This is a genomic window from Photorhabdus stackebrandtii, assembly GCF_011189495.1.
Taxonomy (GTDB): domain Bacteria; phylum Pseudomonadota; class Gammaproteobacteria; order Enterobacterales; family Enterobacteriaceae; genus Photorhabdus; species Photorhabdus khanii.
This window is the reverse complement of record NZ_PUJV01000015.1, coordinates 60,857-78,928: the sequence shown is the minus strand read 5'-3', so window position 1 is coordinate 78,928 and position 18,072 is coordinate 60,857. Positions and strand designations below refer to the sequence as shown.

Here is an 18,072-nt window from a genome sequence, read left to right as displayed (position 1 = left end):
ACCAGGATGTTAAAAATTATGTTTCTTTAGTTGTCTCTTCTGTATCGTTGTGTTCAGCCGGCAAACTGACACTCTCGATAGTCAGACGGATTTCAGGTGACATCAGTTCACTCAATACCTGATACAGCTCCTGAGTATTTGCTGTAATCACATCACCACTATCACTGATATACCCTTCTTCACGCAGTGTATTTACCGATGTGGTGAATACCGCTTTGTCGAAGAATTCAGGTGCGTTAATGCCATGTAATACTGACAGACGTTGTGCCAGCCTTCTGCTCTCTTTTTCCAGCGTACCCCGGCTGATTTCCGGGTTGGCATTCAGTAAAGAGAGAGTGATGGCATAACGTTGCAGTGTTTCGCGGACACCGGCTGCCAGCAATTGCAATGGGCGAATACGCGCTGGATTCAATACCAGCATACCTTGCTCTTTGTTGCAGATAAGGTTCTGGCGAGTAAGCTCATTAACCAAGATATTAACCACTTCCCGCAGATCTGCTTTGCTGTAACGTATAAACAGTTCTGCTTTGAGTAAGGGATAAATGATTTCTACCTGGCTTAGTAATACTTCACGGCTGATACGGCGATGATCAATAACGATGCAGGCAATTAGTGATGGTAGTACCAATAAATGCTGGATATTGTTGCGGTAGTAGGTCATCAGAACTGCACGCTCACGCGGCAGGATAATGATGTCGCCCATACTGTCTTTGTCTACCTCGAACTTATCCATTTGCAGAGCGTGTTCTAACAACTCTTCTGCAGTTTTCTTTGGTACAGTAACATCGGTTGTATAAGGCGCGTTGCGCATGAGTTGTATATAACAATCCAGTTGCTCAAGCAGTTGCTCACGAGTAAGTGCTCGCTGACGTGATGACAGCAGGGCAGTTGAACACAGGTTGATTGCGTTAGCCGCCGCGGCATTGTTGATGTTCACCATAATTTTCCCGGCCAGCTTACTGACGGTTGGGTTAACCCATTCAGGACGGTGAAACTCTATTGGGTCAATAGAATCACGCCAGTCAGGAACATGGTGATTAAGATATTGGATCAACGGGATAGGTTCACCAAAGTTTACATAGCCTTGCCCCAAATTACGAAGTTTACGCAAACCGCGTATCATCTGGAAAAAGCTCTCTTTCTCTTTGGTTGCTCCCCGCAGCTCTTTGGCATAGGTGGCAACTTCCATCACATGTTCGTAACCGATATAAATTGGCACGATAGTGATTGGGCGTGATTCACCTCTCAACATTGCTTGTAACGTCATGGTCAGGGTGCCCGTTTTGGGATCAAGCAAACGACCTGTCCGGGAACGACCACCTTCCATAAAGTATTCAACAGAATAGCCGCGTGCAAATAATTCACCCAGATATTCACGGAATATCGTGGCATAGAGTTTATTGCCTTTAAAAGTGCGGCGGATGAAAAATGCACCAAGGCGGCGGAATATCGGCCCTGCCGGCCAGAAATTCAGGTTGATGCCCGCGGCGATATGGGGCGGTACCAAACCCTGATGATAAAGCACATAGGAGAGCAGCAGATAATCCATATGACTACGGTGGCAGGGTGCATAAACCAGTTCGTGACCATCCTGTGCCAGACGACGAATGCGTTCAGCATTGTGAACATTGATCCCCTGATACAGACGGTTCCATGTCCAACCAAGTACACGATCTGACAGCCGTACTGTTTCATAAGAGAAATTCGCGGCAATCTCTTCCATCATGTTAACGGCATTCTGTTGCGCTTTCTCATGGGAGATTTTCTTGTTGCGGGCCTCATCAATAACGGCTTTTTCTATTGCTTTTGAAGCCAGCAGCTTATTAAACAGCTCCTGACGAACAGGCAGACGCGGACCCACCGCCGCCAGGCGTTGGCGTGAATAGTGCATTCGTGCCACGCGAGCTAACTTATGAGCAATAGTCTTGTCTGTGCCATGCTCAGTTGCCATATAACGCAGAGATACTGTGTTTGAAAAACGCACAAAACTGTCCCGGCCCAGCCAGAGAATGGCGAAGAATTTTTGGATACCATTAAGCAGCCGCAAATGTGGGGTGTTGTGTCCTTCACGTCCGGGTGAACGACCAAACATGACAGAAACTGGCAGCATTTGAATATCCAGGTTTGGATTATTACGATGCAGATCCAGATAAGCATGGAAAATTTTTACGGATTCCTGCTTTGGCGCGCAATAGCGGAATACGCGTGGGCCATTATCGATAAATACATAGCCCGGAAGCTCAGTATCACCTATCTCCAGTGAGTTTAAAGGGTCCGGCAGATCCTGCTCAAGACATTGCTGACGTAATGTCAGTAAGTCTGCTTTGGAGTGATACGGCAAGACGTACAGAATAGGGCGTGTCGTATCGAGCCGTAATTCGGTAATGGGATCTGTAGGAATAAGTTTGCTCTTTACCAGTATTTTCAGTGGTAAATTCAATAATTTATAATATATTTTACGCCAACCTGACATAAATAACTTGAAGCCTCTTGTTAGCAACACGTCGCAAGCATATCAGAAACAAGTGTTGAGATCTGTTATGTTAAGACGATAATAAAAGTTAAAAGTGGCAAATAACCTCACATTTGGTGTGAATAACTTATGGCAAATCAATCCAAGGGACTGACCCGTATCATCAAAGCAACTGTATATTCGATGAAAGGTCTCAGGGCTGCGTGGCAAAATGAAGCGGCTTTCCGGCAGGAAATAATTGCGGCGATATTGGCGGTGATTGTTGCATTTTATCTGGATATCAGTGCAATTGAACGCATTTTGCTGATTGGTTCAGTGATGCTGGTGGTGATTGTGGAGATCCTGAACAGTGCTATTGAAGCTGTTGTTGATCGTATTGGCAGTGAATTCCATGAACTATCCGGTCGGGCGAAAGATATGGGATCGGCGGCGGTCTTTCTGACAATGATGCTGTCGTTAATTGTCTGGAGTACCATTCTCTGGCGCTATTTTGTGACCTGATTTAGTTAAATAATGAGTCATTATACTATAATGGGCTGATTTTCTGCCCTGGCAGGTTCCCAATCGCTATTTACCTGTATATACTCACAGTTTAACTGTATAAACACACAGGAGGTGAAATGAAAGCACTTACCGTAAGGCAGCAGCAGGTTTATGACTTGGTGCGTGATCACATTTCGCAAACGGGTATGCCACCAACACGTGCTGAAATTGCATCACGTCTTGGTTTTCGTTCACCTAATGCGGCTGAAGAGCATTTAAAAGCATTAGCTCGTAAAGGGGTGATAGAGATTGTTGCCGGGGCATCCAGGGGTATCCGTTTACTGCTAGAAGAATCTGGTTTACCGTTGATTGGTCGTGTAGCCGCAGGTGAACCACTGTTGGCGCAGGAGCACATTGAAAGTCGTTATCGGATTGATCCCGCACTGTTTAAGCCAAGTGCGGATTTCCTGTTGAGAGTCAGTGGTATGTCCATGAAAGATATTGGGATTATGGATGGTGATCTGTTGGCGGTGCATAAAACACAGGATGTTCGTAATGGGCAGGTTATTGTTGCCCGTATTGAAGATGAAGTGACTGTAAAACGTTTTAAACAGACTGGAAATAAAGTTGAATTGTTGGCAGAAAACCCTGAGTTTAAGCCAATCGTGGTGGATCTGCGTGAACGGAGCCTGACAATTGAAGGATTAGCCGTTGGGGTGATTCGTAATAGTGATGGATTTTGATAGTAAAATATCGAATCGTTATTTTTTGTTTTTTATCAAAGAGTTAAAATATTCCGGCAGAATCATGTTATTGGTTTATCAATATGATTATCTTGAACGTGATTCTGCTGTTTCCTGTTGCTATTTACAGGTTCTCTATTTCTTTTTTATCTCAATACTGTGGTCGTGCTGGCATTCATCCCGCTCAGTACAGGATTCAATTTCTGCACAAGAGGAACATAAACCATGTGCTTCAATGACTGTATGGCGTAAACTGAATCCGGCGGTTTTTGCTAACTGTTGAATAGCGGATTCAACGGCTCCACCATCCCGTTCTGTGACAGAACCGCAACGGTCGCAGATAAACATTGCTGAGGTGTGGCTTGGTTGTTCGATATGGTGGCACAGCACATAACTGTTGGTGGATTCTATTTTATGAATAAATCCCTGTTCCAGCAGAAATTCCAGTGCCCGATATATTGTTGGTGGTTTAGCTTGTGGTTCTGCTTCTCGCAATAAATCCAGTAAATCATAAGCACTGATTGCGCCGGGTTGCTCTGATATCAGACGCAAAACTTCAAACCGCTGCGGAGTAAAGCGAACTCCCCGTGCCAGGCAAATAGCTTCGGCTTGTTCCAGTAACTTTTTTTGGTTAATCAGTTTCATTGCGCCCCTTACAGCCAGCATGATAACAATATTAGGATGTTATCATGTTTCTGCGATAGAAAATATTCTCCAGAAAAGTTCATTGTGTTTGTCCCCTGATAGAGTTAATTTGGTTAAATTGATACTTAGCAGCAAAAATAATGTTTTCTTGAGGTTTGTGATAATACAGATAAGAATTATCATATATGGTAGATAATTTTCGGAAAGGAATCATTTATGATGAAAGAACTTTTACAAAATCAGCCTCATTATAGGCAGTTTCCTGCGAAAGGCTATCAGGTAATAAAGAATATTATCTGTGAAAAAAGAAAGTTACCTTTTCTGAGTTCATTATACGCATTGATTAATATTTTATTTTTAATTGCAGTCTGTATGGGGATTATATTATCTGTGGCAATTGTATTATTTATAATAGATAATGTATCCGTCCCTGCTACAGACTATTTACTTTTGGCACAAGTAGTCGGTGTAGCATTATTTTCAGTAATGTCACTTTCAGTTATTATTTATCGTATTGTTAAACGCCCTGAATGGGAACAACGGCGCTATTATCAACAGGCTGGTTTATCTTTTTTACCGGAAGAAAAGCGCCAGGCATTGCGGTTAAACATTGTTAGTGACTATTGGCTGGGCTTTTGGAGTGAAACTCTGGAGCATTATCCTTTACAGTCACGGGTTGTTCATGATAACTATCGTTACTGCCTGCTCCCATTATCCTCTATTCAGGAACATCAATCCCAACTATACAGTGACTGGGGAATTATTGATGAAGAAGGTTATATGAAAATGCTAACTGATTTGTGGGGTGGGGTACATTCAAAACATTTTGCTGTTGATGCTGCGCTTAGTGATGGCAAAATGTTTAAAGTTCTTGCCAAATTAGTTGAAGTAACACCTGACTCTATTCGTAAATGTTCTCAAACTGTTAATAGGCACCCACCTGCATTGGTGTGGGGATTTGATTTGTGGCTTGCAATTGTTTTAAGCCGTAATTGTTTTTGTGCTGGTTATATCAGTGAAGAAGTGGCATGGAAAAATATGCTGAAAACCGCTGATTATATTTATGAAATCTTTGGCAGCTTTGACGAATTTCATACAAACTTACGGTTGGGTAATGCCTACTGGAGTAATGATTTTGACAAGAGTAAAGAGCTGCTAGATCAGTTTAATTATTATAAATTATATTGTGACTGGCCAATTGCCAGCTTGCCGTGGCCTGAGCCAAAAGGTGTTATTATGGAATGCCAAATGATGACAGGTTTTTCTGCATTAGTAGAAGATGTTTTACGCAGTAGAATGGAAGAACAACAAAGGTATGAAATTGATCTCACGGAGCCGTCAGTATCTCGTATACTCCATTAATATTTATATGAAACATTTCCCCTTGAAGAATACCTCAGGGGGAAGGTGAGAATTCTATTTTACCGGTTAAATTATAAAAACCATCGTGGTTAACAGAATTTACCCCGCTTCCTTATAATCACCTATTTTAAATGAAACGGGGCTGATATTTACGTTATTAGTTAATGAGTTAAATTAAACTGATAAACTTTCTCTCAATATCTTTAATAGCTGCGCATCCCGCCAGCTTCATGCTAAGTTTCAGCTCATCCTTAAGCAAATTTAAAACGGAAGTCACGCCTAGTGCTCCACCCAATGCCAGTCCATATAAAATTGGTCTGCCGATAGCGACAGCTTTGGCACCTAATGCGAGAGCTTTAAACACATGAATACCGCGACGGATACCGCCATCTAAATAGACCGGAATGTGACGCCCAACGGCTTCAACAATACTTGGTAATGACTTAATTGCTGCCGGGACAGTATCTAATTGCCGGCCGCCATGGTTAGAAACTTGAATAGCTGCGGCTCCGTGGTCAACACATTCTTTAGCATTTTCGGCAGATTGAATACCTTTTACGATGACAGGGAGACCTGATTCTTTGGCGAGAAATTCCAGATCCTTAAAATCAAGATCCCGTTTAAATAGTGCTGTAATCTCTGATAATGGTGCACCGATGGTAGTGCCAGGAACATTAGGAAATGGCAGTGAACGTGGGTAGGTAAATTTATTGCGTCTATCGGTTTCCCTATTACCACTCCACTCTAAATCAACCGTAAATACGATGGCGGTCGCCCCCATCGCTTTAGCCCGGCGTATTAGCTCACGGTTCATACCCATATCTTTGGTAAAATAAATTTGGAACCATTTGGGGCCGTTACTCACTTTTGCTATTTCTTCGAAAGATGAATTAGACAGAGTTTGCGCAGTAAACAGGGTACCAGCGGCAGCAGCGCCACGCGCTGTTCCCAATTCAGCCGAGATATGAGCCAGTCCGTGTGCTGCCATCGGTGGAATGAAAATAGGTATATCCACTTTACTGCCGAGTAATTCGGTTGTTGTGTCAGGTTCTTTTATCCCCGCGAGATAGCGGGGAATAATTTGGTAATCGTCAAAGGCTCTGGTATTTTCACGTAGCGTCCATTCATCACCTGAACCGCCGCTAATATAGCCAAATTGAGGGGCAGGAATCAGTTTACGTGCTTCTTCTTCCAAATCATAAAGATTAATAATATCAAGGGCTTTTTCTTCGCTACCTGTTTTATAAGCTCCTTGCAGTTTTATGTTAGCAGTTGCAGCATTAGCTGAAGATACCGTAGATAGGATACCGGCAGCAGCAAGACTTAATCCTCCAACCATGACGTCTCTTCTTGATGGCATACAATTCTCCCTTACTTAAAGTAGGCTTATAAATATTGACAATAGAATTTGTCCACATATATAAGAATAGACAAATTCTGGATAATTCAAGCTAATAAATATTTTTAGCATGTTTTTATGAGATTACAAAACTTGTTGGACTCGGTGATTTTTTTGTGAGAGGTTCATCTAAAAATTCAAAATTTGGTTTCAGGTGCTGAACTATTACCTCAATTAACTATAAGAAAATAGTTAATCGCTAAAAGTTATAAAAAATTTTCATCGTTCTTTATCAGAAAGAGACTATTATTGAAATGCAATATCAAAATGATATTCGACGATAGGGAAGATGTTTTATTTTAATATCTATTAACTCAAAATCTTATTTAATGAAAATATCAGTTTTTTCCTTAAGGAGAAATTATGAGTAATAAAAATGAATTTAAAGCTTTTTCTGCTAGCCAAGATGCTAATGTTATTTCTCAAGGAGAATATGAAGAAAGTCGTGATCTGAACACAGGTATTCCACCCAATATTATTTCCATTGGTTTGTTAAATAAGGTCTTGCGTCAGTCATCAACGATATCATCTGTGGTAGCTGATTTTATCTCTACACAATGTAGCGATGATGTTTTGGATGATGGCGATATAGTCAAACTCACTACACAATTAAATAGAGCTTTAGAGCAGAAAATCACAACAGAAATTCCAAGTGCTTCATTAGCACAGGAAGGCATTGTTCAGCTTACAGATAGACTTGGTAATAGTAGCAGGTTGGCCGCGACACAAAAGCTTACCCAAGAATTAGCAGATTTGTTTAATGAAAAGCTTAGTAATAAAGTGCCTAATATTCGGAAAGTGAATGGTAAGGAGTTGTCTGAGGATATTCATCTGGGCGCCGTGGATATTGGTGTATATACACCAGAACAAATAGACCAAAAAATTAATATTGAAGTAGACAGGAGAATTGATATTGAATTAGACCAAAAAATTAGTATTGAAGTTGATAAAAAAATTAATGCTAAAGGTAATAAGAACACCGCCGATAAAGCTGTTAATGGTTGGTGGAAATGTGGAGACACGGGTGTAATTTATCAATGGGGACGCACTGACGTGATCCAAAGTGGTAATGTGGCTCGTATTCAGTTACCAATTAGTTTTTCCAATACGGATTATTCTGTGAATATTAATCCTATCCAGAGCAAAATAGGTTCTATGGGAGCGGTTATTGGCTACGTAAATGTGATTGATCGCTCATCTTTCGATTTATTAAACTCTTGGGTAAATGCCAGATGGAACAGCCCATTCTTTTGGATAGCGATAGGATATTAGTTATGTATTATTACAGTGCAAAAACCAATGCGTTCTATCCAATAGAGTTGAAAGAGAATTATATTGCAGCTGGTTCATTGCCGGATGATGTTATGGAAGTCAGTAGTGATATTTATTATAAATATGCCGCTAATAATGCACCAGAAGGAAAGTGCCGTATAGCGGGTAAAAATGGCTTGCCAGAATGGGGGGATATTCCTCCATCCACGGAAAGTGAATTACAGCAATATGCCCAACTCCAAAAGCAGCAATTAATGGCTGAGGCAATAAAACAAATCGCACCATTGCAAGATGCTGTTGATTTAGATATTGCTACTAAAGAAGAGAAAATGGCTTTATTGGCATGGAAAGAGTATAGAGTAATGCTTAACCGGATAGATATTTCACAGGGAAAAGATATTGATTGGCCTGAGCAACCAAGGTGATCGATAAGCGCTGAATTTCCCCAAAAAAATTGGCTGCTTGATTTTTTTGGGGATTGAGTTTTAGTTACTGATGATCTGTTATAGATCAATTTTATTCTTCTTAATCAATAATTATTTCTTCACTATAATGTAGTTTGTGGAGAGCGTTTTGATTTATTTCTTCTTTTCTCGCTATGCTTTCTTCTGAGGATGGATTATTCGCATTGTTGGTTTTCTTTTGATAACGAGAAGGCCATATTTCGGCAGGGAGTAGACCTAGTTTTGCGGCGATGATTGCTTCTCCTTTTGGCCATTGGCGATGTAGTGCATTACTAAGTGTAGATGATGCTAACCCTGCTTTACGGGAAACAGATGAAAGGGTTGTTCCTTGCTTTCTTAAAGCGGCAATAATATCAGCGGGATGCCAATCTTTTTTGTCCACGATAATTCTCCAATATTACGTTAAGTATTCGTACAGTGAGTTTACTTCTGTAGCCAGTAAAACTGGGTATTTGAGTATGATCAAGGTGATCCTAATTTAAGGTAGAGAAAATCAGAAACCACAGTTGTTTCAAATCAATGTGATCCGAAAAATATTCGATGAACATCCATAAATAATTCTTATTAAATTTGATGAATTTAATGTATCTACTCATACATGAATTTTCAACAAGTTTTTTGTTTTTGAGTGATAAATTTGTAGATAACATAGAAAAATCTATGTATAAGTTACTAAAAAATAGATAAATTTTTTATAATGTTAGTTATAATATGAAATTGTTAAATATTCACGTAATGCTGGTTATAAATATAGCCATATACAGGGAAAGGATTTATCAGGAATAAATCTATAAAAATATATAAGTCAATAGCATATTGTTAATTTATGAAGAATCTTGCAGATAGATTAAAATTCGTCCTATACAAGCTGGGTATTTCTCAAGCAGAAGCAGCGAAGCGCTGTCGTCTAGCGCAACAATCATTAAACTACATTATTAGAAATAACCTTAATGAATCAAAGCTTTCAAACAGGATTGCAGAAGGATTAAATTTGAATCCGGAATGGTTGATTAGTGGTAAAGGAAATTTTCGGGATCCGGAGATATATAGAGTCCCTTTGATCGATAACTATTTTTCTCTCGGATTATATATTAGAGGACAAGAGTTAGGTGAAGACACGCAATATTTGCTCACAACCCGTTTTCTGGGCAACAGGCCCTTTGCGAAACAAATTGAGAAGAATAAGATAGCCATTTGTTGTTCAAATGAGTTTGATATTGAACCTATATTTTTTGATGAATATTTATGTGTAACAGAAGATTGCTGCAAAGTTGTGGAGAGTAAGGATTTGTACGATCAAAAAAATATCTACATTATTTGTGAATGGAGGATTTATAATGTCGATTTTTCGCAGAGCAGTTGATTATTTTTATTATTTGAAGGATTTATTAAGAGAAGACAATCTTCATGTTAAGATTGATGGATTGAAGTTATCGTCAAGGGAAATTTTTGTTTCTTACCATATTAATAAGCATGATATAAACTCGTCAATGGATTTAGGAAGTTTTACAGAAAACTATTATAATAATTTGACGACTAGTGACAAGTTATTGATAATGAAATATATTTCTTATTATGATATTTTTCTAAAATTGTTTAATGATGGAAATTGTACCGAAAAGGATTTTTTGGATAATCTTAAAACGGAAATAAAAAAAGATGGTTTATAATGGATTTGGAAATAAAAATAGATCTGAATTTTATAATATTTTTTTTGCTTCATTATTTATTTGTTTATCGATTACTTCGCACCTGATAGCTTACAGGCTGGTAAGTTTTGGTGATTATGTAATAATCCCATCCACTTTTACCTACATGTTATGTTTCTCCATAGTTGATATTTTCTCCTGCTTTAATTCAAGAAAAACAGTCTTGCTTATCATAGCGCTGGAAGCAGTTACTAATTTAATTATGATTTTGATCACAAATATTGTAATCTCAATGCCTTATCCTGATGTTTTTAAGGAAAGTATGGCTTATTATAATACTTTCAATCCAATTTCTAATTTATTTGTTGCTAATATACTTGGCTCATTCGTAGCATTTGTTTTAAATTCTATAATATTTTCTTACTTTTATAGAAATAAGAAATTGTCTTTTATAAAGTCGTCAATATTTTCATTTGCTGTAGTTGTTGTAGTGTATACGACTATAACTGACTATTTGGCTTTTAATGAAATGTATTCTGATATAATATATAGTCTTACTTTAACCAATATGGTTACTAATTCTATTTTAATAATTTTCTATTCTCTCATTTCAAACCAAATTGTACGTTATATAAACAAAAGATTGATATAAACTAACGGAGGAAATATAATGATAAATTTCAAAGGATTAGGTCATGTTTGTATTATTGTGGATGATGTAATTGAAGCCATTGATTTTTATAAAAAATTTTTCGGTGCAATTCCAAGGCAATTTTTTCCGCATTTTAAAAATAATGGTTTTGCGAAATCAGCCGGTTTTATCGATAATCCTGAACAGGTAGATGTATCAATAGCGTTTTTAGAAATTCCTGGGACTGGTGTTTTTATCGAATTGATGGAATATCACTATCCAACTGGAAGAAAACGGGATGAAATAAAAGAGACTAATGACATCGGTGGTGTTGGGCATATTTGTCTTAGAGTGCATAATGTAGACAGTGTATTTGAGCACGTAAAGCGTTTTCCTGATGTCAGACTGATAAGTTCATCACCATTATATAAGCCGTATAAAATAGATGAAATAGTCAGTAATGAGTTTATGTTTTTTAGTGAAGAAGATGAAAAAGACAGTGCCCTGAAACAAGAAACTTGTAAGATCATAGGTAATATCAGATATTTTTATTTTATAGATAAATATAATGTTCAATGGGAATTTGAGGAAGGGCATGATGATATTGGTACTGATTGATTCTATCTAAAATACGATCAATTGAGTGTGATAATATCTTATTAACTTGGAAATACACATGTAAATATTTAATTATATTTGCATGTGTAATTAAAAAATTAAGATGGAAAGGGCATATTACCCCAGAGAGATAATGTTTTTGCCTTCATATTACTACAGGCATGGGTGATTAATGTTATTCTTTCTGCTTTCAGCTCATCGCACAAGGCCTGTGGCAAATAACCTTTATTGCCCTACAAAACTCCAGTTAATCCTTGTACCCGCGCTTTTACAGGATGACGATCATCCTTAGTTCCTGAGGTCAACTTAACCGCTAAAAGTTCACCGCAATTATTGGTAGATTCACATAATATTTGCCGATCTGTTGGCTAGTGTAGAAGAGATGTTGAAAATAGAGAAGGGTGAGCTGACGCCGAAACCGGAACATGTTCATACTTTCCCCAAGATTGATGTTAAAGCGATACGCGAATATAGTAGGCCGTAATTTATTCTTATTCTCCACCTTGGGTCTCCATATATATGGGGTGCTATCAGGGGTGCTGAGAATGCAAAAACATCTTAAAAAATTTAAAAATGCACCAAAATAAAGAAAGTAATAAAGGTATTGAAGACAGTAGGATAGGTGAGGAATTGGTTAAATATAACCCTGGCCGTTTCTCCATAGCCCCGATGCTTGACTGGACAGATCGTCATTGCCGTTATTTCCATCGTCTGCTAACTAAGCAAACGCTGTTGTATACCGAAATGGTGACAACCGGAGCAATTATTCATGGAAAAGGCGATTATCTGGCATACAGTAAAGAAGAAAACCCAATAGCATTACAACTGGGTGGAAGTGATCCACAAGCGCTGGCGCATTGTGCGCAAATTGCTCAGGAGCGTGGCTATGATGAAATTAACCTGAATGTGGGTTGTCCTTCTGATAGGGTACAAAATGGGCGTTTTGGTGCTTGCCTGATGGCGGACGCGGTATTAGTGGCAGATTGTGTCAAAGCAATGCAGGATGTAGTTAGTGTACCGGTTACGGTTAAAACCCGTATTGGTATTGATGAGCAAGACAGCTACGAATTCCTGTGTGATTTTATTGATACTGTTGTGCAACGCAGTGGCTGCAATATATTTACCATACATGCACGCAAAGCCTGGCTTTCTGGTTTAAGTCCAAAAGAAAACCGTGAGATCCCACCGTTGGATTATCCGCGAGTTTATCAATTGAAAAAAGATTTTCCTCAACTGACAATTGCTATCAATGGCGGCATTAAGTCGCTGGAAGAAGCAAAACAGCATCTGCAACACGTAGATGGGGTTATGGTCGGGCGTGAGGCGTACCAGAATCCATCTATTCTGGCACATGTTGATCACGAGTTATTTGATTCTTCAATTCCGGTAGTGAATCCCGTTGAGGTGGTTAGAACGCTTTATCCTTATATAGAGCAAGAACTTTCAAAAGGAGCCTATCTGGGGCATATCACCCGCCATATTTTAGGCATTTTTCAGGGGATTCCGGGCGCGCGTCAGTGGCGTCGTCATCTGAGTGAAAATGCCCATAAACCCGGTGCAGATATTTCCGTTGTGGAACAGGCGTTGGCAATGGTAACTGAGCGGATGTAATATCCGCTCGTTTTACCGTTAAGGATGGGATTAAAATATTTATCGATATCGCATGATTTTTTGCCGTGATTTAACTTATTTTTCGGGATTAGCTTCCCATTATTTGACAAAAATAGATATCCATATATGTTTGTCAAACATTGTGATACTGCTCGAATAAATCAATTTTTCCGTACTGGAATTTGGACAGTCTTGTTTCAGCAATAATGCTTAAGTTCTGCGATCTTTGCTGGTGGTAAGTACTTAGCAACCAGTTTGTTAGGCATTATTCAACATGGAATGCGTAAACACTGAGTCTTTTTATTTTTCTTTATCATGCTATATTGTGAAACTTAACATTGAACAAAGATTAAGATATTCAACGATTATTGATTTTTTAATGGGTATAAAATTAATATCGAATAGAAGTAAGTAATTAAAAGTAGTTTGTAATGGTATGAAATTATTCAGGATGAAGTTTGTATGCTTGGGTAACATTATTATCCAGCAAGAGAATACAGGCGTTAGGTTGTTCGAATGAAGAAGTGGGATTAGTTGAAAACTATTGTGTCGTTACATCAGAGCGAAGAACTGCCTTTATGGAGGTTTGGTGTTTATGGATAGTTTAAGATATGAGAAGTTCAGTTGTTTTAATCATAATGACGTCTTTTTCGACACATTAAAGGAAAGTTATGTCGAATTTTCAGATTGGTTAAATAAAAAGGCCTTGAGTAATGAATCAGCTTATTTATTGTATGATGATACGAATAGAATAGACGGATTTCTTTATTTAAAACCTGAAAGTAATGTTTCAGATGTCGAACCCTCTTTGCCTGGTAGCACTCATCTTAAAATAGGTACGTTTAAGTTTGAATCAAAAGGCACATTGCGTGGACAGCGTTTTATAAAGAAAGTATTCGATACAGCAATAGCGTTAGAAGTTGATAACATATATGTGACTATCTTTGAAATGCATGATTACCTGATCCGCTTATTCAAAAAATATGGTTTTTATAAGCATGGCGAAAAACATACAAATAATGGCATAGAATTTGTATATGTTAGAGATTTAACCTTAATAAATGGTGATATTCTTCTTGATTATCCATTGATAGTGAATAAAACAGAAAATAAATATTTATTATCAATATACCCAGAGTTTCATACACGCCTCTTTCCTGATTCACGCCTTTTAACTGAGCCACCTGATATTTTTCAGGATGTTTCACATGCTAATAGTATTCATAAAATATATATATGTGCAATGAAAGATGTTCTTTACATGAAGAGAGGAGATATCATTGTTATATATAGGACTGCCGATAAGCAAGGGCCAGCGCGATATAGATCAGTGATTAGCTCACTTTGTGTTGTTGAAGAAGTTCGGGTTATTGATGAATTCCAAACTTTAAAAAGTTATATTGATTATTGTGGTAGGTTTAGTGTCTTTAGTGAAAGTGAATTAACTAAAATATATAAAGAAAGACGATATCCATATATAGTGAGATTTACTTATAATGTGGCTTTGCCCAAAAGGATTATTCGTGATAGACTTATTAATGAAGTTGGTTTAAATGGTGATGATTATTGGGGAGTAATGAAATTAACCAATGATCAATTTAATGATATTATCCGACTGAGTGAAGTTAATGAAAGTTTTATTATCAATTAAGCCTGAATATGTTAATAGAATACTTGATGGTTCAAAGAGATTTGAATTCAGAAAAGGGGCTTTTAAAAATAACGAAGTTCAGTCCGTTGTTATATATGCGACTATGCCTATAGGGATGGTTGTTGGAGAGTTTGAAATTGAAGAGATCATTTCTGATTCACCTTCTGTTGTGTGGGAAATGACTCGACAATTTGCAGGTATAACAAAGGATTTTTTTGATAATTATTTTGAGGGGAGAAAAAATGCTGTCGCAATTGGCATTGGTAATGTTAAAAAGTACGATAAACCTTTGTCTTTAGATATGCTTGGTCAAGGGATAAAGGCGCCTCAATCCTATCGCTATTTATCTTCCTGAATGAGAGATACCCCAATAATTAATAGGGGTATCGTTTTATCCTCCATCTCACACTCTGTACTCAGCACTGTTATCTAATGAATGTACATATATATAGTCGTTGGCGGTTTGGTCGATAGCTCGTTCAATTTACCATTAAGGGATCAGTAAACTTGATCCCTGAGTGGCGCGACTTTCCAACGTTTGGTGTGCTCTTGTTGCTTCACTCAGTGGGAATTTCTGACTCTCTGGTACATCTACATTAATTTTGCCGCTAGCAATCAGATCGAATAGCGCTTTGCTGGCTTCCTTCAACTCTTCGCGGGTCGAAATATAGCCGGCGATAGAAGGGCGAGTAACAAACAGTGAGCCCTTTTGATTTAAAATCCCCAAATCGACACCCGTAACTGGTCCAGATGCATTGCCAAAACTGACCATCAAACCGTGGCGTTTCAGGCAATCCAATGAGTTCAGCCAGGTGGATTTACCTACGGAATCATAAACTACACCCACTTTTTCACTGTGGGTTATTTCATAAACTCGCTCAACAATATTTTCGCGGTTATAGTTAATTACCTGCCATGCACCAGCATCTTTCGCGCGTTGAGCTTTCTCATCAGAGCCAACAGTTCCGATAAGTTTTGCACCTAAGGTTTTTGCCCATTGGCAGGCAATCAGCCCAACGCCACCGGCGGCGGCATGAAACAAAAAGGGTTCACCGGGTTGAATCTTGTAGGTACGGTGCAGAAGATAGTAAACTGTCAACCCTTTCAAAAAAGAGGCGGCAGCTTGCTCAAAGGAGATGGCATCCGGCAGAACAGCGACTTTACTTTCCGGGACATTATGCACTTCACTGTAAGCGCCCAAAGTTGATTGCGCATAAACTACACGGTCACCCACTTTTATGGACGTTACAGCGGAACCCACTTTGCTCACTACGCCTGCGGCCTCAGTACCTAGACCGCTTGGCAGGTGTGCTGGTGGATAGAGCCCGCTACGGATGTAAGTATCAATATAGTTGATTCCAATAGCTCTGTTTTCTACTTGTACTTCATCTTTAGCAGGTGATGCGGGTGTGAATTCACAATATTTAAGGACTTCAGGGCCGCCGGTTGCGGAAAATTCGATATGCTTTGCCATGACTCAACCTCGTAAATGTAGGGAGAATGTTTGCACGTAGTAGTTGAACTGATTGTAAACGGGCTTTAAGGTGTCAGGAATAATTACAAACTATATCTAATTACTCAAGACACTTCATAGCGTATACTCGTGCGTCGTTACAGGTTTATCAGTGGATTATTGCGGGATTCATGGCAGGAAAAAAATCAACTCACAACAAAATGGCTGAACCAAAAGATCGCCAAATGGAGGGGCTGAAGCTTCCGCCACACTCTTTGGAAGCGGAGCAATCCGTGTTAGGTGGTTTAATGCTGGATAACGAGCGTTGGGATAATGTTTCCGAACGAGTCACCAGCAATGATTTTTTCAGCCGTCCACATCGACGTATTTTTTCTGAAATGCAGCGGTTGCTGGAGATGGGCAACCCCATCGACCTGATTACGTTATCTGAATCTCTTGAGCAGAGTGGGGATCTGAGCAATGTAGGCGGTTTTGCTTATCTGGCCGAATTATCAAAAAATACGCCAAGTGCGGCTAACATTAATGCCTATGCGGATATCGTCCGCGAACGTGCTGTTGTCCGCGATATGATTGCAGTAGCTAATGAAATTGCGGATGCGGGTTACGATCCTCAGGGAAGGAGCAGCGAAGAATTATTGGATCTGGCTGAATCGCGGGTATTCCAGATCGCAGAAAACCGTGCCAGTAAAGATGAAGGGCCGAAAGGGATAGAACGGATCCTTGAGGAGACCGTCGAGCGTATTGAGCAACTCTATCAGCGGCCTCATGATGGCGTAACGGGTGTTTCTACCGGTTATCAGGATCTGGATAAGAAAACCGCAGGGTTACAAAAATCAGATCTGATCATCGTAGCTGCTCGCCCTTCTATGGGTAAAACCACTTTTGCCATGAACCTGTGTGAAAATGCAGCCATGATGCAGGACAAACCTGTTCTGATCTTCAGTCTTGAGATGCCTGGCAACCAGATCATGATGCGTATGCTGGCATCCCTTTCACGGGTGGATCAAACCCGTATCCGTACAGGTCAACTTGATGATGAGGACTGGGCGCGGATCTCCAGTACGATGGGGATATTGCTGGAAAAACGCAATATGTATATTGATGATTCTTCCGGCCTGACGCCGACCGAAGTGCGTTCCCGTGCCCGGCGTGTTTTCCGTGAAAATGGCGGGTTGAGCCTCATTATGATCGACTACCTGCAATTAATGCGGGTTCCATCTTTATCTGATAACCGTACTTTGGAAATTGCAGAAATTTCCCGTTCACTCAAAGCGTTGGCTAAAGAACTTCAGGTGCCAGTAGTCGCACTTTCTCAGCTCAACCGTAGCCTTGAACAGAGGGCAGATAAGCGCCCGGTTAACTCTGACTTACGTGAATCCGGCTCTATTGAACAGGATGCCGACCTGATTATGTTTATCTATCGTGACGAGGTTTACCATGAGAGCAGCGATATGAAAGGTGTGGCTGAAATCATTCTTGGTAAGCAACGTAACGGTCCAATCGGTACAGTTCGCCTGACATTTAATGGTCAGTGGTCGCGGTTTGATAACTATGCCGGACCGAGTTATGACGACGAATAAGTATTAACCACCAGAGA

The 18,072-nt window shown here is 39.4% G+C and carries 18 protein-coding genes and 2 pseudogenes; 14 read left to right on the top strand and 6 right to left on the bottom strand.

The genetic code is table 11. The features are described 5' to 3' along the window. Nucleotides 1-16: 16 nt before the first annotated feature. On the bottom strand, nucleotides 17-2,473 hold the full coding sequence (plsB, locus tag C5470_RS13795; protein WP_166290016.1) for a glycerol-3-phosphate 1-O-acyltransferase PlsB: 2,457 nt from the start codon (nucleotides 2,471-2,473) through the stop codon (nucleotides 17-19). Nucleotides 2,474-2,602: 129 nt separating this feature from the next. On the opposite strand from plsB, the gene C5470_RS13790 reads away from it, so the two are divergent. Both C5470_RS13790 and lexA read left to right on the top strand, forming a co-directional pair. Then, on the top strand, nucleotides 2,603-2,974 hold the full coding sequence (locus C5470_RS13790) for a diacylglycerol kinase (RefSeq protein WP_166290013.1): 372 nt from the start codon (nucleotides 2,603-2,605) through the stop codon (nucleotides 2,972-2,974). A 119-nt stretch (nucleotides 2,975-3,093) separates the two neighbouring features. Beyond that, nucleotides 3,094-3,699 carry a transcriptional repressor LexA gene (lexA, locus tag C5470_RS13785; protein ID WP_166290010.1) on the top strand — a complete coding sequence of 202 codons (606 nt, stop codon included), beginning with the start codon at nucleotides 3,094-3,096 and terminating at the stop codon, nucleotides 3,697-3,699. A 135-nt stretch (nucleotides 3,700-3,834) separates the two neighbouring features. Here lexA and zur read toward each other — a convergent pair whose 3' ends face one another. Then, complete coding sequence (gene zur, locus C5470_RS13780; protein ID WP_166290007.1) at nucleotides 3,835-4,344, bottom strand: zinc uptake transcriptional repressor Zur; 510 nt, start codon at nucleotides 4,342-4,344, stop codon at nucleotides 3,835-3,837. 216 nt (nucleotides 4,345-4,560) lie between these two features. On the opposite strand from zur, the gene C5470_RS13775 reads away from it, so the two are divergent. Beyond that, nucleotides 4,561-5,706 (top strand): DUF1266 domain-containing protein, encoded by a 1,146-nt coding sequence (locus tag C5470_RS13775; RefSeq protein ID WP_242687994.1) that lies wholly within the window; start codon nucleotides 4,561-4,563, stop codon nucleotides 5,704-5,706. A gap of 169 nt (nucleotides 5,707-5,875) precedes the next feature. On the opposite strand, the gene C5470_RS13770 is transcribed toward C5470_RS13775, so the two are convergent. Beyond that, complete coding sequence (locus C5470_RS13770) at nucleotides 5,876-7,066, bottom strand: lactate oxidase (protein ID WP_166290004.1); 1,191 nt, start codon at nucleotides 7,064-7,066, stop codon at nucleotides 5,876-5,878. Between the two features lie 402 nt (nucleotides 7,067-7,468). Here C5470_RS13770 and C5470_RS13765 point away from each other — a divergent pair, with 402 nt between their 5' ends. Both C5470_RS13765 and C5470_RS13760 read left to right on the top strand, forming a co-directional pair. Beyond that, complete coding sequence (locus C5470_RS13765) at nucleotides 7,469-8,377, top strand: gp53-like domain-containing protein (protein ID WP_166290001.1); 909 nt, start codon at nucleotides 7,469-7,471, stop codon at nucleotides 8,375-8,377. A 2-nt stretch (nucleotides 8,378-8,379) separates the two neighbouring features. Then, entirely contained in the window at nucleotides 8,380-8,802 is a 423-nt protein-coding gene (locus C5470_RS13760) for a tail fiber assembly protein (protein WP_152963982.1), read from the top strand. 100 nt (nucleotides 8,803-8,902) lie between these two features. On the opposite strand, the gene C5470_RS13755 is transcribed toward C5470_RS13760, so the two are convergent. After that, on the bottom strand, nucleotides 8,903-9,223 hold the full coding sequence (locus tag C5470_RS13755) for a helix-turn-helix domain-containing protein (protein WP_422631077.1): 321 nt from the start codon (nucleotides 9,221-9,223) through the stop codon (nucleotides 8,903-8,905). Nucleotides 9,224-9,667: 444 nt separating this feature from the next. Between C5470_RS13755 and C5470_RS13750 the strand changes: the two genes are divergently transcribed. Genes C5470_RS13750 through C5470_RS13735 form a run of 4 tightly spaced genes read left to right on the top strand, consistent with a single transcriptional unit; the run spans nucleotide 9,668 to nucleotide 11,739 of the window. Continuing rightward, nucleotides 9,668-10,204 carry a helix-turn-helix domain-containing protein gene (locus C5470_RS13750; protein ID WP_166289998.1) on the top strand — a complete coding sequence of 179 codons (537 nt, stop codon included), beginning with the start codon at nucleotides 9,668-9,670 and terminating at the stop codon, nucleotides 10,202-10,204. Further along, nucleotides 10,179-10,511, top strand: a complete 333-nt coding sequence (locus C5470_RS13745; RefSeq protein WP_166289995.1) for a hypothetical protein — start codon at nucleotides 10,179-10,181, stop codon at nucleotides 10,509-10,511. Before C5470_RS13750 ends, C5470_RS13745 begins: the two co-directional genes overlap by 26 nt. Further along, nucleotides 10,501-11,142 carry a VUT family protein gene (locus C5470_RS23720; protein ID WP_166289992.1) on the top strand — a complete coding sequence of 214 codons (642 nt, stop codon included), beginning with the start codon at nucleotides 10,501-10,503 and terminating at the stop codon, nucleotides 11,140-11,142. The genes C5470_RS13745 and C5470_RS23720 overlap by 11 nt, the downstream gene beginning before the upstream one ends. Before the next feature lie 18 nt (nucleotides 11,143-11,160). Then, nucleotides 11,161-11,739 (top strand): VOC family protein, encoded by a 579-nt coding sequence (locus C5470_RS13735; RefSeq protein ID WP_166289989.1) that lies wholly within the window; start codon nucleotides 11,161-11,163, stop codon nucleotides 11,737-11,739. 113 nt (nucleotides 11,740-11,852) lie between these two features. On the opposite strand, the pseudogene C5470_RS23715 reads toward C5470_RS13735, so the two are convergent. Next, a pseudogene (locus C5470_RS23715) lies at nucleotides 11,853-12,074 on the bottom strand (transposase); the annotation flags it as partial. A gap of 47 nt (nucleotides 12,075-12,121) precedes the next feature. Between C5470_RS23715 and C5470_RS22865 the strand changes: the two are divergent. From C5470_RS22865 to C5470_RS13715, 4 genes and pseudogenes are all read left to right on the top strand, one after another. Beyond that, nucleotides 12,122-12,208 (top strand): annotated as a pseudogene (locus tag C5470_RS22865) (NadS family protein); the annotation flags it as partial. Between the two features lie 104 nt (nucleotides 12,209-12,312). Beyond that, the gene (dusA, locus tag C5470_RS13725; protein ID WP_166289986.1) at nucleotides 12,313-13,350 is read left to right on the top strand and encodes a tRNA dihydrouridine(20/20a) synthase DusA; all 1,038 of its coding nucleotides are present in this window, start codon (nucleotides 12,313-12,315) and stop codon (nucleotides 13,348-13,350) included. A gap of 595 nt (nucleotides 13,351-13,945) precedes the next feature. After that, nucleotides 13,946-15,001: an N-acetyltransferase gene (locus tag C5470_RS13720; RefSeq protein ID WP_166289983.1), complete on the top strand. Its 1,056-nt coding sequence runs from the start codon at nucleotides 13,946-13,948 to the stop codon at nucleotides 14,999-15,001. Continuing rightward, the gene (locus C5470_RS13715; RefSeq protein ID WP_036846734.1) at nucleotides 14,979-15,356 is read left to right on the top strand and encodes an ASCH domain-containing protein; all 378 of its coding nucleotides are present in this window, start codon (nucleotides 14,979-14,981) and stop codon (nucleotides 15,354-15,356) included. The genes C5470_RS13720 and C5470_RS13715 overlap by 23 nt, the downstream gene beginning before the upstream one ends. Nucleotides 15,357-15,491: 135 nt before the next feature. Here C5470_RS13715 and C5470_RS13710 read toward each other — a convergent pair whose 3' ends face one another. Continuing rightward, on the bottom strand, nucleotides 15,492-16,475 hold the full coding sequence (locus tag C5470_RS13710; RefSeq protein WP_166289979.1) for a quinone oxidoreductase: 984 nt from the start codon (nucleotides 16,473-16,475) through the stop codon (nucleotides 15,492-15,494). A 170-nt stretch (nucleotides 16,476-16,645) separates the two neighbouring features. On the opposite strand from C5470_RS13710, the gene dnaB reads away from it, so the two are divergent. Next, entirely contained in the window at nucleotides 16,646-18,055 is a 1,410-nt protein-coding gene (dnaB, locus tag C5470_RS13705; RefSeq protein WP_036838957.1) for a replicative DNA helicase, read from the top strand. Nucleotides 18,056-18,072: the final 17 nt, after the last annotated feature.

What these genes read in the sequence shown, in the direction of transcription:
- plsB (WP_166290016.1), bottom strand. Translation starts at nt 2,473, where the DNA reads ATGTCAGGTTGGCGTAAAATATATTATAAATTATTGAATTTACCACTG.
- C5470_RS13790 (WP_166290013.1), top strand. Translation starts at nt 2,603, where the DNA reads ATGGCAAATCAATCCAAGGGACTGACCCGTATCATCAAAGCAACTGTA.
- lexA (WP_166290010.1), top strand. Translation starts at nt 3,094, where the DNA reads ATGAAAGCACTTACCGTAAGGCAGCAGCAGGTTTATGACTTGGTGCGT.
- zur (WP_166290007.1), bottom strand. Translation starts at nt 4,344, where the DNA reads ATGAAACTGATTAACCAAAAAAAGTTACTGGAACAAGCCGAAGCTATT.
- C5470_RS13775 (WP_242687994.1), top strand. Translation starts at nt 4,561, where the DNA reads ATGATGAAAGAACTTTTACAAAATCAGCCTCATTATAGGCAGTTTCCT.
- C5470_RS13770 (WP_166290004.1), bottom strand. Translation starts at nt 7,066, where the DNA reads ATGCCATCAAGAAGAGACGTCATGGTTGGAGGATTAAGTCTTGCTGCT.
- C5470_RS13765 (WP_166290001.1), top strand. Translation starts at nt 7,469, where the DNA reads ATGAGTAATAAAAATGAATTTAAAGCTTTTTCTGCTAGCCAAGATGCT.
- C5470_RS13760 (WP_152963982.1), top strand. Translation starts at nt 8,380, where the DNA reads ATGTATTATTACAGTGCAAAAACCAATGCGTTCTATCCAATAGAGTTG.
- C5470_RS13750 (WP_166289998.1), top strand. Translation starts at nt 9,668, where the DNA reads ATGAAGAATCTTGCAGATAGATTAAAATTCGTCCTATACAAGCTGGGT.
- C5470_RS13745 (WP_166289995.1), top strand. Translation starts at nt 10,179, where the DNA reads ATGTCGATTTTTCGCAGAGCAGTTGATTATTTTTATTATTTGAAGGAT.
- C5470_RS23720 (WP_166289992.1), top strand. Translation starts at nt 10,501, where the DNA reads ATGGTTTATAATGGATTTGGAAATAAAAATAGATCTGAATTTTATAAT.
- C5470_RS13735 (WP_166289989.1), top strand. Translation starts at nt 11,161, where the DNA reads ATGATAAATTTCAAAGGATTAGGTCATGTTTGTATTATTGTGGATGAT.
- dusA (WP_166289986.1), top strand. Translation starts at nt 12,313, where the DNA reads ATGCACCAAAATAAAGAAAGTAATAAAGGTATTGAAGACAGTAGGATA.
- C5470_RS13720 (WP_166289983.1), top strand. Translation starts at nt 13,946, where the DNA reads ATGGATAGTTTAAGATATGAGAAGTTCAGTTGTTTTAATCATAATGAC.
- C5470_RS13715 (WP_036846734.1), top strand. Translation starts at nt 14,979, where the DNA reads ATGAAAGTTTTATTATCAATTAAGCCTGAATATGTTAATAGAATACTT.
- C5470_RS13710 (WP_166289979.1), bottom strand. Translation starts at nt 16,475, where the DNA reads ATGGCAAAGCATATCGAATTTTCCGCAACCGGCGGCCCTGAAGTCCTT.
- dnaB (WP_036838957.1), top strand. Translation starts at nt 16,646, where the DNA reads ATGGCAGGAAAAAAATCAACTCACAACAAAATGGCTGAACCAAAAGAT.